This is a genomic window from Pandoraea morbifera (assembly GCF_902459575.1).
GTDB classification, from domain to species: Bacteria; Pseudomonadota; Gammaproteobacteria; order Burkholderiales; family Burkholderiaceae; genus Pandoraea; species Pandoraea morbifera.
This window is the reverse complement of record NZ_CABPSD010000003.1, coordinates 339,138-354,642: the sequence shown is the minus strand read 5'-3', so window position 1 is coordinate 354,642 and position 15,505 is coordinate 339,138. Positions and strand designations below refer to the sequence as shown.

The 15,505-nt window shown below is 65.3% G+C and carries 9 protein-coding genes; 6 read left to right on the top strand and 3 right to left on the bottom strand.

Going from position 1 to position 15,505, the window contains the following annotated elements; all coding sequences use genetic code 11:
- The first annotated feature begins 275 nt into the window (after positions 1–275).
- Positions 276–6,215, top strand: a complete 5,940-nt coding sequence (gene uvrA / locus PMO31116_RS07680; protein ID WP_174970964.1) for an excinuclease ABC subunit UvrA — start codon at positions 276–278, stop codon at positions 6,213–6,215.
- 298 nt (positions 6,216–6,513) lie between these two features.
- On the top strand, positions 6,514–6,819 hold the full coding sequence (locus PMO31116_RS07675) for a DUF4148 domain-containing protein (protein WP_150566193.1): 306 nt from the start codon (positions 6,514–6,516) through the stop codon (positions 6,817–6,819).
- A 385-nt stretch (positions 6,820–7,204) separates the two neighbouring features.
- Here the strand turns inward: PMO31116_RS07675 and PMO31116_RS07670 are convergent, their stop codons facing one another.
- Positions 7,205–8,125 carry a dienelactone hydrolase family protein gene (locus PMO31116_RS07670; RefSeq protein WP_150566192.1) on the bottom strand — a complete coding sequence of 307 codons (921 nt, stop codon included), beginning with the start codon at positions 8,123–8,125 and terminating at the stop codon, positions 7,205–7,207.
- A gap of 339 nt (positions 8,126–8,464) precedes the next feature.
- Here PMO31116_RS07670 and PMO31116_RS07665 point away from each other — a divergent pair, with 339 nt between their 5' ends.
- Together PMO31116_RS07665 and PMO31116_RS07660 are read left to right on the top strand one after the other, a co-directional pair.
- Complete coding sequence (locus PMO31116_RS07665) at positions 8,465–9,781, top strand: O-acetylhomoserine aminocarboxypropyltransferase/cysteine synthase family protein (RefSeq protein ID WP_150566191.1); 1,317 nt, start codon at positions 8,465–8,467, stop codon at positions 9,779–9,781.
- 176 nt (positions 9,782–9,957) lie between these two features.
- Positions 9,958–10,809: an undecaprenyl-diphosphate phosphatase gene (locus PMO31116_RS07660; protein WP_150566190.1), complete on the top strand. Its 852-nt coding sequence runs from the start codon at positions 9,958–9,960 to the stop codon at positions 10,807–10,809.
- Between the two features lie 53 nt (positions 10,810–10,862).
- Here the strand turns inward: PMO31116_RS07660 and PMO31116_RS07655 are convergent, their stop codons facing one another.
- On the bottom strand, positions 10,863–11,726 hold the full coding sequence (locus tag PMO31116_RS07655; protein ID WP_150566189.1) for a LysR substrate-binding domain-containing protein: 864 nt from the start codon (positions 11,724–11,726) through the stop codon (positions 10,863–10,865).
- 158 nt (positions 11,727–11,884) lie between these two features.
- Between PMO31116_RS07655 and psrA the strand changes: the two genes are divergently transcribed.
- On the top strand, positions 11,885–12,982 hold the full coding sequence (psrA, locus tag PMO31116_RS07650) for an iron-containing alcohol dehydrogenase PsrA (protein ID WP_150566188.1): 1,098 nt from the start codon (positions 11,885–11,887) through the stop codon (positions 12,980–12,982).
- A gap of 280 nt (positions 12,983–13,262) precedes the next feature.
- Entirely contained in the window at positions 13,263–14,570 is a 1,308-nt protein-coding gene (locus PMO31116_RS07645) for an MFS transporter (RefSeq protein WP_150566187.1), read from the top strand.
- A gap of 121 nt (positions 14,571–14,691) precedes the next feature.
- Here PMO31116_RS07645 and PMO31116_RS07640 read toward each other — a convergent pair whose 3' ends face one another.
- A complete protein-coding gene (locus tag PMO31116_RS07640; protein ID WP_150566186.1) occupies positions 14,692–14,946 on the bottom strand; it encodes a hypothetical protein in 255 nt (84 codons plus the stop codon).
- Between the last annotated feature and the right edge of the window lie 559 nt (positions 14,947–15,505).

The window sequence follows — 15,505 nt, the reverse complement described above, 5'->3', positions numbered from 1 at the left end:
CTCCATCGCAACCGGCCTGAGCCCGGCTCGGCGACAACGGTCTGCCGGGCTTGGCGGCGAGGCTTTCGCACGAGGCTCGCGAAGTAGGAACACCGGCCGTGGGGGAATGGCATTTGCTGTACAAATATACAGTACAATCGATCCGTGCCGAGCGTTGTCCGTATGCTGCCAGCGACTGTCGCATCGGCCTGATACAGTAGTTCCCCCGAGGCGCGTACGCGCGCCGTCAGACGTCACGCTGTCATCGTCAGTCAATCAAGCGGCCTCGATATCAAGTGGATAAGTCCTCCTCGAAACCCGACCCGTCGGCCAGCCACGCCATTCGCATTCGCGGCGCTCGCCAGCACAATCTCAAGAACCTCGACGTCGATCTCCAGACCGGTGAGATGACGGTGGTGACCGGCCCTTCCGGCTCCGGCAAGTCGAGCCTCGTCTTCGACACGCTGTTCGCCGAGGGTCAGCGCCGCTATGTCGAGACCTTCAGCGCCTATGCGCGCCAGTTCCTCGACCGCATGGACCGCCCGCAGGTCGACCATGTGGAGGGCGTGCCGCCCGCGATTGCCATCGATCAGACCAACCCCGTGCGCAGCTCGCGCTCGACGGTCGGTACGATGACCGAACTCAACGATCACCTCAAGCTCCTCTTCGCGCGCGCGGCGGCGCTGTTCGATCGCGACACCGCGCAGCCGGTGCGTCACGACACGCCCGAGACGATCTACGCAGACCTCATGGCGCGCACCGCGCAGGGCGATCCGCGCCTGGTCGTCACGTTCCCGGTGGAATTGCCCGCCAGCGTCACCCCGGACGAAGTCGAGCAATGGCTCTCGGCGTCGGGCTACACGCGCGTGCAGGCCGAGCGGGAGGTCGCCACGGCCGAGGGCGCCCGCAAGGTGCTCGACGTCGTTGCCGACCGGTTCCGTTTGCAGAACACGGAGAAAGCGCGCGCGATGGAGGCCATCGAGTCGTCGCTCAAGCGCGGCCGCGGGCGCTTGAACGTCTATCTGCCGGTGGACGACGGCGAGCCCGAGATCTGGCGTTACTCGCAGGACCTGCATTGCCCGGATAGCGATCTGCACTACGCCGATCCGCAACCCGCGCTCTTCTCGTTCAATTCGGCCTACGGCGCGTGCGAAGCCTGCCGCGGATTCGGCCGGGTGATCGGTGTCGATCTCGGACTGGTGATTCCCGACGAGCGCAAGACGCTGCGCGGCGGCGCGGTGAAAACCATCCAGACGCCGGCATGGAAGGAAATCCAGGACGATCTGCTCGAGTACGCCGGCAAGGCCGGCATTCCGCGCGATACACCCTGGTCGAAGCTCTCGCCCGAACACCGCGAGTGGGTGATCGAGGGCGACCCCGAGTGGAGGGGCGAGTGGAACAAGCAGTGGTACGGCATTCGTCGCTTCTTCGGCTATCTCGAGTCGAAGGCGTACAAGATGCACATCCGTGTGCTGCTCTCGAAGTACCGCAGCTACACCACGTGCGAGACCTGCGGCGGCGCGCGTCTGAAGACCGAGGGGCTGCTGTGGCGCCTGGGCACCAGGGAAAACGCGGACGCCGTGCTCCCTCCCGCACAGCGCTTCATGCCGCACGGGGTGTCGTGGTCGCGCGAGCAGCTCGAGGCGTTGCCGGGCCTGACGATGCACGACCTGATGCTCATGCCGATTTCGCGCGTGCGGCAGTTCTTCGATTCGCTGACCCTGCCGTCGAGCCTGCTCGACGACGCCCTGAAGCTGTTGCAGGAAGAAGTCGGCACGCGCCTGAAGTATCTGTGCGACGTGGGGATCGGCTACCTCACGCTCGATCGCCAGAGTCGCACGCTCTCGGGCGGCGAAGTGCAGCGCATCAACCTGACGACCGCGCTCGGCACGTCGCTCGTCAACACGCTCTTCGTGCTCGACGAGCCCAGCATCGGCCTGCATCCGCGCGACATGGACCGTATCGTTGCGGCCATGCACCGGCTGCGCGATGCGGGCAACACGCTCGTCGTGGTCGAACACGATCCGGCCGTGATGCTCGCGGCCGACCGCGTCATCGACATGGGGCCGGGCCCCGGCGAGCGCGGCGGCCGCATTGTGTTCGACGGCACGCCCGACGAGGTGCGCAGCGCCGACACGTTGACCGGCAGTTACCTGGGCGGGCGCAAGCACGTGGCCAATGCGTCGAACTGGCGGGCGCGTCCCGTCGACGACGCCACGCCGCGTCTCTCGCTCACCGGTGCGCGCGAGCACAACCTCAAGCACGTCAGCGTCGACATTCCGCTCGGGCGCCTCGTGTGCGTGACCGGCGTGTCGGGCTCCGGAAAATCGACGCTCGTGCAGGACATTCTCAGTCCGGCGCTCGCGCGTCACTTCGGCGATCCGACCGAGGCGCCGGGCGCACACGATTCGCTCGTCGGCGCCGAACAACTCGCGGGCGTGGTGTTCGTCGACCAGTCGCCCATCGGCAAAACCGCACGCTCGAATCCGGCAAGCTACGTGGGCGCGTTCGACGAGATCCGCAAGTTGTTCGCGGCCGAGCCGGTCGCCCTGCAACGCGGCTACAACGCGAGCACGTTCAGCTTCAACTCCGGCAACGGACGTTGCCCGACATGCGGGGGATCGGGTTTCGAACACGTGGAGATGCAGTTTCTGAGCGACGTCTACCTGCGTTGCCCCGATTGCGACGGCAAACGCTATCGCGCAGAAGTGCTCGACGTGAAGATTCAGCGCGCCGTACCCGGCGAGGCGATGCGCGAGCTGAGCGTGTCGGACGTGCTCGAGCTGACCGTCAACGAAGCCGTCAAACTGTTCTCGTCGGATCGCGACGTGCTGCGCGTATTGCAGCCGATCGTCGACGTGGGTCTGGAATACGTGAAGCTCGGCCAGCCGGTCCCGACGCTCTCGGGCGGCGAGGCCCAGCGCCTGAAGCTCGCGGGGTTCCTCGCCGAGGCGGCGCAGAAGAAGACGGCAAGCGGACAGAAGGTGGCGCATCGCGGTCGCCTTTTCATCTTCGACGAGCCCACGACCGGCCTGCACTTCGACGACATCGCCAAGCTCATGCGGGCGTTCGCCAAGTTGCTCGACGGTGGCAATTCGCTGCTGGTCATCGAACACAATCTCGATGTGGTGCGCGCCGCCGACTGGATCATCGACCTGGGGCCGGAGGGCGGTGAAGGCGGTGGTGAAGTCTTGTGCGCGGGCACGCTGGCCGACGTCGTGGCATGCGAAGGCTCGCACACCGGTCGTGCGCTGGCGGACTATGAACGCACCGTGGTGGCGCCGACGCAGGCCGTGGCGGGCGGGGCGAGCGATCCGGGCATGCCGCTGCAAACGGCGCTGCGTGCGGCACGGGCGCACCGCAAGCCGGCGGGCGGCGACGACATTCGCATCGTCAATGCGCGCGAGCACAATCTCAAGTCGCTGGATGTCGCCATTCCGCGCGGCAAGTTCAGCGTGATCACCGGCGTCTCCGGCTCGGGCAAGTCGACGCTTGCATTCGACATCCTCTTCAACGAAGGGCAGCGCCGCTACCTCGAATCGCTCAACGCCTACGCACGCTCCATCGTGCAGCCGGCCGGGCGTCCGGAGGTGGACGCCGTGTATGGCATTCCGCCCACCGTGGCCATCGAGCAGCGGCTCTCGCGCGGCGGGCGCAAGAGTACCGTGGCGACGACGACGGAGGTATGGCACTTCCTGCGGCTGCTGTACGTGAAGCTTGGTATTCAGCACTGTATCCACGATGGCGCGCCCGTTACGGCACAGAGTCCCGATTCCATCGTGGCCCAGCTCATGCGCGATCGTCGCGGCCAGCATGTCGGTTTGCTCGCGCCGCTCGTCGTCGGCCGCAAGGGCATCTATACCGATCTGGCCAAGTGGGCCAAGGCGCGCGGCCATACCCACCTGCGCGTCGACGGCGTGTTCCTGCCCGTTGACCCATGGCCGAAGCTCGACCGCTTTCGCGAGCACACCATCGAGCTGCCGGTGGGCGACGTGGTGGTCACGCCCGAGAACGAAGGGCTGCTGCGCACGCAATTGGCGGCGGCGCTCGAACTGGGCAAGGGCGTGATGCACCTGCTCGCACCGCTCGACGGTCTCGGCGACGCCATGAACGGCGCGCTGCCGGGCGAAGGGGCGGGCGAAGGGGTGGGCGACATCGAAGTGTTCTCGGTCAAGCGCGCTTGCCCGGTGTGCGGCACGAGCTACCCGGATCTCGATCCGCGCATGTTCTCGTTCAACAGCAAGCACGGGTGGTGCGCCACATGCGTCGGCACGGGGCTGGCGCTTACGCGCGAGCAGCGCGAGGCGTTCGACGACACCGTGCTCAATCAGGACAATCGCGGGCGCGAGCACTCGCTGCCATCGCAGGAGCAGGAGCCGGAAGACGTCGGCGATCAGCCATGTCCGGATTGTCACGGCGCGCGGTTGAATCCGGTCGCGCGCGCGGTGACCTTCGATGAGAATGCGATCTCCGATGTCGCGCAGTGGACCGTCACCGACGTGCGCGTCTGGATTCAGGGCCTCGAACTGAAGGGGCGCGATGCGAGCATCGCACGCGATCTGATCAGCGAGATTCAGGGGCGTCTGGCGTTCCTGGAGGAAGTCGGGCTTGGCTATCTCACGCTCGATCGCGCAGCGCCGACGCTCTCCGGTGGCGAATCGCAGCGCATTCGTCTCGCGGCGCAGCTCGGCAGCAATCTGCAGGGCGTTTGCTACGTGCTCGACGAACCCACCATCGGTTTGCATCCGCGCGACAACGGCATTCTGCTCAGCGCGCTGCGCAAGCTCGGCGATCAGGGCAACACGCTCGTGGTGGTCGAGCACGACGAGGACACCATTCGTCGGGCCGATCACATCATCGATATCGGCCCGGGGGCGGGCAAGCGCGGCGGTATGCTCGTCGCGCAGGGCAACGTGGCCGATCTGGCGGCGCATCCCGATTCGCTGACGGGTCAGTTCCTCGCGCATCCGTTGCAGCACCCGATCGCCCCGCGCCGCGAAGTGGTGGCGCCGGCGAAGGGCGTCGATGCCGTGCCGCCGTATTGGCTGACCGTCCACGGCGCCACGCTGCACAACCTGAAGCATGTCACGGCGTCGTTGCCGCTCTCGCGGCTCACGGCGATTACCGGCGTATCGGGTTCGGGCAAGTCGACCCTGGCGCGCGACGTGCTGATGACCAATCTGCTCGACGCCGTGGGACGCTCCGTGTTGTCGTCGCCGGCGGAACGGCGCGCCCGCAAGGGAACGGTGCGTCATGCCGTGAAGGCCGACGGCAAGCCGCGCGCGAAATCGGAGGCGACCGCCGAGCCGCGGCGCCCGGTGGTCCACGCGTGGCACGGCTGCGAATCGGTCACCGGCTGGGAAGCGATCGATCGCGTGCTCGAAGTGGATCAAACGCCGATCGGAAAGACGCCGCGCTCGTGCCCGGCAACCTACATCGGCTTCTGGGACACGATTCGGCGCCTCTTTGCCGATACGCTCGAAGCGCGCGCGCGCGGTTACTCGGCATCGCGCTTTTCCTTCAACACTGGCGAAGGACGTTGTCCGGCGTGCGAGGGGCAAGGTGTGCGCACCATCGGCATGAGCTTCCTGGCGGACGTGAAGGTGTTGTGCGACGTCTGTCACGGCCAGCGGTTCAACGCCGAGACGCTGGCGGTCACGTGGCGTGGCAAGAGCATCGGCGACGTGCTGACGATGGAGGTCGATGAGGCCGTGGCGTTCTTCGCGTCGATGCCCAGCATTGCGCATCCGCTGCAACTGATGAAGGACGTCGGGCTGGGTTACCTCACGCTGGGCCAGCCCTCGCCGACGCTCTCGGGCGGTGAGGCACAGCGCATCAAGCTCGTGACGGAACTGACCAAGGTGCGTGACGACGTCACCCGCCGCGGACAGAAGTCGCCGCACACGCTTTACGTGCTCGACGAGCCGACGGTGGGCCTGCACATGGCGGACGTGGCGCGTTTGATCAACGTGCTGCATCGTCTGGTGAACGGCGGGCACACGGTCGTCGTCATCGAGCACAACCTGGATGTGATTGCCGAGGCCGACTGGATCGTCGATATGGGCCCGGAGGGTGGCAAGGACGGCGGCACCGTCGTGGCGGCAACTTCGCCCGATGCGCTGGCCAGGGTGGCGGCAAGTCACACCGGCATTGCGCTCAGACCGGTGCTGGCGCAAACGTCCGCCGCCGGCACCGCTGCTCATACGCCGCTCGATGCTGCCGCCATGGCTAAATAGGCGATCGCGCGACGCATGGACCGGCGGCCTCGCATCGTGAGCCACCGTCGGTACCGCATCACCACGGGACACCCACGGGTGTCCCGTTTTCGTTCGGAGATCACCAACCCGAATCGGTGATTTGAAGTGCGCACACGCCAGTTGCGAAGATTTGTGCCAGTTTGTCGTTTATTGTTTCTGAAAATGAAATTAAAAATAGACAATTATCGTCTTTATTGCTATTGATGATGGCAATAGACTGCAACTGTCGACGATGAATTGAACATCGCCGCGTTTCAAACAGACAGGAGAAACCATCATGAAGCGCACTCTCATCACCTCTGCCCTGATTTCCGCGATGCTGGCCGTTTCCGCCGGTTCGGCTTTTGCTAGCGATGCCTTCGACGGTCCGTCGGAGTTCTCGTGGGTTCCCCAAACCAGCGTGCTGAGCCGCGCACAGGTTCGTGGCGAACTGGTGCAAGCGCAACAGGCCGGCCTGCTCCAGCAGCACGACTCGGTGTATCCGAAACTGGCCGCCACGGCGGGCGGCGCTGCCGCAGCTGGCGTGACGCCGGGTTCGGTCGGTCAGATCGCCCAGGCTGGCAGCACGTACTTCGGCAACTGATTGCCGCACCGACCGCGGTATTCGCATTCCCCCGTGAGCCTGCGCCATCAGGCCGCAACGAGACTCCGGGTAGCCGTCTCCGATGACAAATCGGCCGCACTTATGGCGGCCGATTTTGTTTTGTCCGCCGGTATTCGATCGGGCGCAGCCTGTGGGCAAGCCTGTCGATAACCCTGTGCGCAACCTGTGCCAAGGGTGTGGGCAACCCTGTGGACAGTCCTCTGGAAAAGCAGTGGATAGTCCGTGGATATCCAGTGAATATCTCCGGGAAAACTCGCTTGAATGCAGTGGATAACCAGTGGATATCCGGTGAACAGTGGGTGCATAAGTGGCAAAAATGCGTGGATAAGCCGGTGGATTTCCTGTGGAAATCCGAGGCGTGACGCTATCTGCCGAAGGCCCTGGCAAGAAAGGCCGTGACGCGCTCGATGGCGTCGGCGCGCGCCTCCGGTTGCGTGCCGGTGATCGGCACGACATGTGTGACCGGATTGGTAAACTCCGGGCGGCGCCGTACCGGCAGGTTCGGATAATCGAAGTCATGCACCGCGCCGGGATAGAGGTGGAAGGTAACGGGCGAGCCTCTTGCGATCACGTCCTGCATCAGGGCCTCACAGGGCGCCGCTTTGCTCCAGACATCGTCGGCCCCGCTCAGCACCAGCAGCGGGATGCGCGTGGACCAGTCCACACCCTGCGCCCTCGCGTTGCACCAGCCGGGGTAGAACGCCACGGCGGCGGCAAAGTTGGGCCGCTGTGTGGCGTCTGGATCGCTGGCAGGGTTTCTGGGACCGATGGAAAACAGAACCGTGCCACCACCGTGCGACCAGCCCATGAGCGCAACCCGATCGGGCTGAATGCCGGGCTGGCGTTGCAGGTAGCGCAATGCCCCGTAGGCGTCCTTCGGACGTTCGACGGAGGCACGCACGGTGCCGCCACCCCGGCACTCGCTGGCCTGCCCGCGCGAGGTGAAGCTGTCCACCGCAAGCACCGTGTATCCGAGCGCATTGAAGCGCTGCGCCCAATCGAGTTCGCGCCGGTCGATGCCCCCCTTGCGCGTGAACATGCCATTGCACCCGTGCATGAACACGACGGCGGGCGTCGGGCCCGTTGCATTGGCAACGGGAAACAGGTACGCGTCGATCATCACCGGCTTGCCGTCGCCGTCGGTGTCCAACGAGGGCAGGCTGACTTTCTGCTGGGCGAACGCCGCGTCGCTCAGGACGAGCGCGGAAAAGGCGACGGCGGCGAATCCGACCCGAAGCACAACGGGTAATCCTTGGGGGAGTGCGACGGCGAATCTGCGCAGCATGATCGAAAGCCTCCTGAAGACGCGGGGCTTCCCGCGATGCCGGATCCGCCCCGCGCGATGCGATGAGCGCGACGAACGCTGCCAACGCCGCCATCGTGGCTGCCGTCACGGCGAACCCGATGCGAGACGAGTATAGCCAGCCGCTGGTGCGCCAGATAGCGCGTGCGCCGTCTCCCATATTACGAACGATTGCGCGCCTGCCGGGCCCCCCCGCACCACAGCCAAGCATTCGCAAAACGAAGATAAGCCGGAAGCGGGCAGCCGTTTAGAATGGCCTCGGATACCTAACCAATGCGCTCCGCAAAGAGAGAGCGCCAAACCTGTCCGGAGACATTCGACATGACCGAGAAGACGAACGCAGCCCCGCAAGCCCCGCAATGGCGTCTTGAGACGCTGGCCGTGCATGGCGGTTATCGACCGGACCCGACCACCCGCGCCGTGGCGGTGCCCATTTACCAGACGGTGGCCTTCGCCTTCGACGACACCCAGCATGGTGCCGACCTGTTCGATCTGAAGGTGCCGGGCAATATCTACACGCGCATCATGAACCCCACGCAAGACGTGCTGGAGCAACGCGTGGCGGCACTCGAAGGAGGCGTGGCGGCGCTGGCGCTCGCGTCGGGGCAGGCTGCGGTTACCTATGCGATCCAGACGATCGCCGAAGCGGGCGACAACATCGTCGCCGCGAGCGCGCTCTACGGCGGCACTTACAATCTGCTGGCGCACACGCTGCCGCTCTCGGGAATTACCACCCGCTTCGCCGATCCGCGCGACCCGGCGTCCTTCGAGCCGCTCATCGACGACAGGACCAAGGCCATTTTCGCGGAATCGGTCGGCAATCCGTTGGGCAACGTCACCGATATCGCGAAGCTTGCCGACATTGCCCATCGTCACGGCATTCCGCTCATCATCGACAACACGGTGCCCTCGCCGTACCTGCTGCGCCCGTTCGAGCACGGTGCGGATATCGTGGTCCACTCCCTCACCAAGTATCTGGGCGGTCACGGCACGAGCCTCGGCGGCGCCATCGTCGACTCGGGCAAGTTCCCCTGGGCGGAGCACAAGGCGCGCTTCAAGCGGCTCAACGAGCCGGACGTGAGCTATCACGGCGTGGTGTACACCGAAGCGTTCGGCCCGGCCGCTTACATCGGACGCGCGCGCGTGGTGCCGCTGCGCAACACGGGCGCGGCGATCTCGCCCTTCAACGCCTTTCAAATCCTGCAAGGTATCGAAACGCTCGCACTGCGGCTCGATCGCATCACCGACAACGCCCTGAAGGTCGCGCAATTCCTGAAGACGCACCCGAAGGTGGAGTGGGTGAACTATGCCGGTCTGCCCGACCATCCGGAGCATGCGCTTGTCGAGAAATACCTCTCGGGTCGCGGCCCCGGCATTCTCACGTTCGGCGTGAAGGGGGGACGCGAAGCGGGCGCCGCATTCCAGGACGCCTTGCAGCTCTTCACGCGCCTGGTCAACATCGGCGACGCCAAGTCGCTCGCCACGCATCCGGCGTCGACGACCCATCGCCAGCTCTCGCCCGAGGAGTTGCGCAAGGCCGGCGTGAGCGAGGAGACCGTGCGGCTGTCCATCGGCATCGAGCATATCGACGATTTGCTCGCCGACCTCGATCAGGCACTGGCGGCACAGGCCCGCTGAGCGGCCAGGCGTCTCCCGCATCGGCGGATCGCCAATCCTGATCGGCGGTCGTTTCTGACGGCGTATCATGCGCGGCAGCCGGTGGCGGGCAAGCGACCGGCGCCGCCGCGATGTGACCGTCATGAAATTGTCACGAACGCGGCGTAGTGTCCTTGCCCATTTCAAAAGGATTGCGCATGGACTATTTGCAAGTGCTCGTGCTCGCGATTGTGCAAGGGGTCGCGGAGCTGCTTCCCGTGTCGAGCTCGGCACACGTGATCATGGCCGAGAAGGCGATGGGACTCGATCCGTCGGCGCCTGCCATGACGTTGCTGCTCGTCATGCTGCACACCGGGACGATGCTCGCCGTCATCGTCTACTTCTGGAATTCGTGGCGCGAGCGGTATTTCTCGTCGAAGCGCGACTTCGTCCACAACGCGAAGCAGGTCGTCATTGCGACGGGCTTTACCGGGGTGATCGGTCTGGCGCTGATGTTCTTCATCGAGAAGGTGCTGATGCGCGGTAGCGAGCACGCCGAGATCGAGCATCTGTTCGGCAACCTGTACATCATCTCGGCGGGCCTCGCGATGGCGGGCGTCCTGATCCTGATCTCGGGTCGCAAGCGTGCGCCGATGGGCGATCGTCCGATGCGCGCGGGCGACTCCGCGTGGATTGGTGCGGTGCAGGGCTTGTGCCTGCCGTTTCGCGGCTTCTCGCGCTCGGGCTCGACGATCTCCACGGGCATGCTTCGCGGGCTCGACAAGGTGCGGGTGGAGGAATTCAGCTTCGCGCTGGCGGTCGTGCTCACGCCGCCCGTGATCGCGAAAGAGGCGTATCGCCTGTATAAGTCGGGCGGCGCGCAGACGCTGTCCGGTCACTTCATGACCGTGCTCACGCCGAGCCTGGTCGGCATGGTCTTCAGCTTCCTCGCCGGCCTCGTGGCGCTACGCTGGCTCTCGCGCTGGCTCGAGCACGGCCGCTGGTACCTGTTCGGCATCTACTGCCTGGTGGCGTCGGTTGCCGTGCTGGCGTCGAGTCAGATCCTGTAACACCGAAGTGCCGCAGTGACTGATTGGCGGGGGGCGCGCATCCCCGCCGCACGTCACACCAGACCCGCAACCACCTCCAGAAACGCCGCGATGACCCGCGCGGCGCGGCGCTCCGCGAGGCACACGACGACGGTGGTCGTCTCCACGCGTGCGTTGCCGATCGACACCGTGGCGAGCCGCTCGTCGGGCGTATGTTCGCGGGCCGACACGGCGGCAATCCCCAGTCCCAACATCACGGCTTCGCGAATCGCCTCGCGGCTGCCGATCTCCATCGCCACCTTCGGTGTCACGCCAGCGTCCTGAAGGGCGCCTTCGAGCGCGTGACGCGTGGTCGAGCCCGGCTCGCGCATGAGCATCGGCTCGTTGGCCAGTTCCGAGAGCTTCACGCTGCGGCGCCGCGCGAACCGGTGCGTGCGCGGCACCAGCAGCACGACCGGATGCGTGCGATACGGCACGGTGTGCAACCGCGCGTCATCGTGATAGCGCGCGAGCACTGCCACATCCGTGCGATACGCGAGCAAGCCGTCGATCATCTCTTCCGAGTTGCCCGGCCGCATCGAGATGCGAATGCCCGGATAGCGCGGTTGGAATGCCGCCACGATTTCCATCGCGTGATGCGGCCCCACGGCGCCCAGCCGCAACTCGCCCGTGCGCAGCCCGCCATGCTCCTTGAGCAGACCGAGTGCTTCGGCCTCGTCCGAAAAAATTCGCAAACTCACCGCGTAAAGCGCTCGGCCCGTCGGCGTGAGCGTCAGTCCGCGGCCGTGCCGGTAGAAGAGCTCGACACCGTAGGTTTCCTCCAGCGCACGGATCTGCGTGGTCATGGTCGGCTGGCTCACATGCAACGCCTGCGCCGCGCGCGTCACGCTGCCGTGGTGCGCGACCGCGTGGAATGAGCGCAATTGGGTAATTCGCATCGATACCGCTCCTGGAGGGTCTCTCGCGAGGTATAGGTTTTATCAATACTTCGTCGAAAAAATGTGAATTGGAAGTATAGGACGGCGCTCACCATAATCCAGCTCAATCTTCGTCAATCGATCGCAACGCCCGCGGGCGCGGCGGCACCGCTCTCACCATGACAGCTCGTTCAAATTTTCATAATCCGGTCGACGTTCACTTCGGTGCGGGTGCGCTGTCGCATCTGCCGGCGCTGGTCGGCCCTCGTCGCGCGGTACTCGTCACCATGCCCGAAGCGCGCGCGCTGGGCATGACCGGGGAGATCGAGGCGTTGCTGGGGCAGCGTCTGGCCGGCGTGATCGATCAGGTGAATCCGAACCCGGACGTGCGCGAGCTGGCGCCGATGTATGGCGACTTCTGGCGGCGTTACGGCCAATGCGAAGTGATTGTCGCGCTGGGCGGCGGCAGCGCGCTCGATACCGCCAAGCTGTTGATGGTGGCGGGCGACGACGACCGTTTCGCAACGCTGGTGGACGCGCTCGACGCGGGCGTCGCCCTGCGGCCGACGCGCACCAAGCGCCTGATCACGATTCCCACGACGGCCGGCACCGGCAGCGAAGTCACGCCCTGGGCGACGCTCTGGGATCGCCATGTGAAGCGCAGGAAATACTCGCTGCACCTGCCGCAGACGTGGCCGGAGGCCGCCATCGTCGATCCGAATCTCACGCGCTCGTTGCCACGTGCCGTGACGTTGCAAAGCGGCCTGGACGCTTTGTCGCACGCACTCGAGGCGATCTGGAACGTCAATGCCAATCCCATCTCCGACACGTTCGCCGTGACGGCCGCGCGCGACATGATGCACGTGCTGCCCCGTCTCATGGCGTCGCTCGACGATGCCGATCTGCGCGCGCAGGCGGCGCTCGCCGCGCTGCAGGCGGGCATGGCGTTCTCGAACACGAAGACGGCGCTGGCGCACTCGATTTCGTACGACATGACGCTGCGGCACGGGCTACCGCACGGCATCGCCTGTTCGTTCACGCTGCCGGCGGTGATGCGTCTGGCCATCGGGCGGCGGCCCGATCGCGACGCGGTGCTTGCGCGGGTATTCGACGGCGATATCGCGAATGCCCCCGGGAAGCTCACGGCGTTTCTCCATGACCTCGGCGTGGCCACGGAATTCTCCGCCTATGGCGTGAGCGAGACGGAGTCGAGTGCCATGATCGCCGCCGCGCTGGACGGCCCGCGCGGGCGCAATTTCATCGGCGCCGCAGCCTGAGACGCCGGAGCGGCCCGGGTGCCGTCGGCACCGTCGGCCCAATCGTCGCCTTTAGCGCACTTGCGCTCGCGTGGGCCCTGGTGGGCCCGACCGGTGTATTGGACGCATGCCCATGCGCATGCGTGTTTTCGAGTCTTACCCGCAGTTCCCGCAATACCCATCATCACAACAAACGCCGCGTCGTGACTTCGCGGCACCGAGACATCCAGGAGACAGACGCCCGGCGCAGACCGGTGCGTCGCAGCGCGCCGCCACGGCGCGGCGCACAACAGGAGGCGCAATGGAACAGGTTCTCACCGGTGTTGGCGACCGCGCTGCCGCCAATACCGAAAAAGCGGTGCGCACTGTCGCGCTGGCCAGTCTGATCGGCACGACCGTCGAGTGGTACGACTTTTTTCTGTACGGGACCGTCACCGGGCTCGTGTTCAACAAACTCTTCTTTCCCAGCGGCGACGCGTTCGTCGCCACCGCGCTCGCCTACACCGTCTATGCCGTGGGCTTCGCCACGCGCCCGCTCGGCGGGATTCTTTTCGGGCACTTCGGTGACAAGCTCGGGCGCAAACCCTTGCTGATCGTCACGTTGACGATCATGGGCGTTTCGACGTTTCTCATCGGGCTCGTGCCGACCTATGACAGCATCGGCATTGCGGCGCCGCTGATCCTGCTGTTCCTGCGCCTGTTGCAGGGCATTGGGCTGGGCGGCGAATGGGGCGGCGCGGTGCTCATGGCATTCGAATACGCGCCGAGAGACAAACGCGGGCAGTTCGCCGCCTATCCGCAGATCGGTCTGGCAGTGGGATTGTGTCTGTCGACGGGTGTGGTCGCGCTGCTTTCGTCCACGCTGACCGACGCGCAGTTCATGGCGTGGGGCTGGCGTCTGGCCTTCATGCTTAGCCTGGTACTCGTGGCCGTGGGCATGTTCATCCGGCTGAGGGTGCTGGAGACGCCCGAGTTTGCCCGCATCAAGGACAGCCAGCACGTGGCTCACGTGCCGCTCTCGGAGATCGCTCGCGATTACCGGCGCAATGTGTTGCTCGGCTGGGGCGCGCGCTATATCGACGGGGTGGTGTTCAACGTCTATGCGGTGTTCGCGATCTCCTATCTCGTGGGCACGCTGCACTTTCCGAAGACACCGGTGTTGCTCGCGGTGACGGTGGCGGCGCTCGTGCTGATCGTCACGATTCCTTATGCGTCGAAACTCTCGGATCGTGTCGGGCGTCGCCGCGTGTTCGGCTGGGGCGCGATGGCATGCGGCGTGTGTTCGATCCCGGCGCTGGCGCTCATGCATTACTCGTCGAACGTCTGGTGGGTGTCGCTGGCCGTGATCGTGCCGCTGGGCGTGGTGTATGCGTTCGTGTACGGGCCCGAGGCGTCAATGTTCTGCGAGCTGTTCGACACACGCGTGCGATACACCGGCATCTCGGTGGTCTATCAGGTGTCGGGAATCGTCTCGAGTTCGATCACGCCGCTCGTGGCCGCAACGCTGCTCGAATACGGGGGGCACAAGCCCTGGTGGATTGCGGTGTACGTGCTCGTGGTGGGATGCTTGTCCGCGGCCTGTGCGGCGGCGATGAAACGGACCTACTGAGGCAGACGCGGCGCAGGGGTGAGGCGGGAAAGGCGGCGCGCGAGGGAAGGCTCGTCCCGGTAAGTCGGGCGCGCGGCAGGCCGGTGGATGGCTCCCCGGCTTGCCGCTTTTTTTTAGAAACTTACTGGCCGAAGTAGATCGAACCGGCGCGGTTCACGCGACCCGGCACTTCGTACACCGGGGCGACGGTCGTCGACGACTGTGCCGCGACCGGACCCGGCTGGGCCTGTGCCTGAGTCTTCGCCTGAGTCTTCGCCTGAGCTTGCTGCTGGACTTGCTGCGGCTGAGCGGCCGGCTGCTGTGCGCTCTCTGCGGCGCTGGCGGCACCGGCAACGAGCGCGAGGGCAAGGGTCGAGGCAATCAGAATCGGCTTCATTTTCATTTCTCCTGTCTGGCGAGACGTCCACCATGGGCGTCGTCATGGTCGCCAAATCTACGCTCGCGCGTGAGGGAGAAAAATGCGATCCCGAGGAAGGGCGCATTGCTGAAAACGAAATAATCACCCTTCAAGAATGCCGATTTTCCCTATTGGGCGGCAAGTCAGGGACGATATGTGCTCGCGCCGACCCGACGCGTCGGCGACATCCTTTTTGCAGTGCGGCAAGGCGTGCGCCGTGCGCAACTTACCGGCGGGTGATACGTACCGGCTGGCGGCGCACACGCGCGGTGCGGCTGCGCAGATACGAGGCGGTCAGCAGCGAGGCGCTCGCCAGCAAAAGGAAAGACCCGAGGGCAGCCATGGTATTGCTCCTGTTCGAACCGGGTCGTCCGCGGTGCGGCGCACCTTGCGAGCCACGATGCCGGTTGACTTCATCATGTTGTCACTCTACTGCCGACGCACTTTGCAATAAACCCCGTCGCGTCAAAGACCTTGTTGCGCGTGGCGGCATATCCGGTCGATTTCGCGCCCCGAGGGCGTCATTTACCTGCCATTT

Coding starts and splice junctions, on each gene's coding strand:
- PMO31116_RS07675 (WP_150566193.1), top strand. CDS start 6,514: ATGAAGCGCACTCTCATCACCTCTGCCCTGATTTCCGCGATGCTGGCC.
- PMO31116_RS07670 (WP_150566192.1), bottom strand. CDS start 8,125: ATGCTGCGCAGATTCGCCGTCGCACTCCCCCAAGGATTACCCGTTGTG.
- PMO31116_RS07665 (WP_150566191.1), top strand. CDS start 8,465: ATGACCGAGAAGACGAACGCAGCCCCGCAAGCCCCGCAATGGCGTCTT.
- psrA (WP_150566188.1), top strand. CDS start 11,885: ATGACAGCTCGTTCAAATTTTCATAATCCGGTCGACGTTCACTTCGGT.
- PMO31116_RS07640 (WP_150566186.1), bottom strand. CDS start 14,946: ATGAAGCCGATTCTGATTGCCTCGACCCTTGCCCTCGCGCTCGTTGCC.
- PMO31116_RS07655 (WP_150566189.1), bottom strand. CDS start 11,726: ATGCGAATTACCCAATTGCGCTCATTCCACGCGGTCGCGCACCACGGC.
- PMO31116_RS07645 (WP_150566187.1), top strand. CDS start 13,263: ATGGAACAGGTTCTCACCGGTGTTGGCGACCGCGCTGCCGCCAATACC.
- PMO31116_RS07660 (WP_150566190.1), top strand. CDS start 9,958: ATGGACTATTTGCAAGTGCTCGTGCTCGCGATTGTGCAAGGGGTCGCG.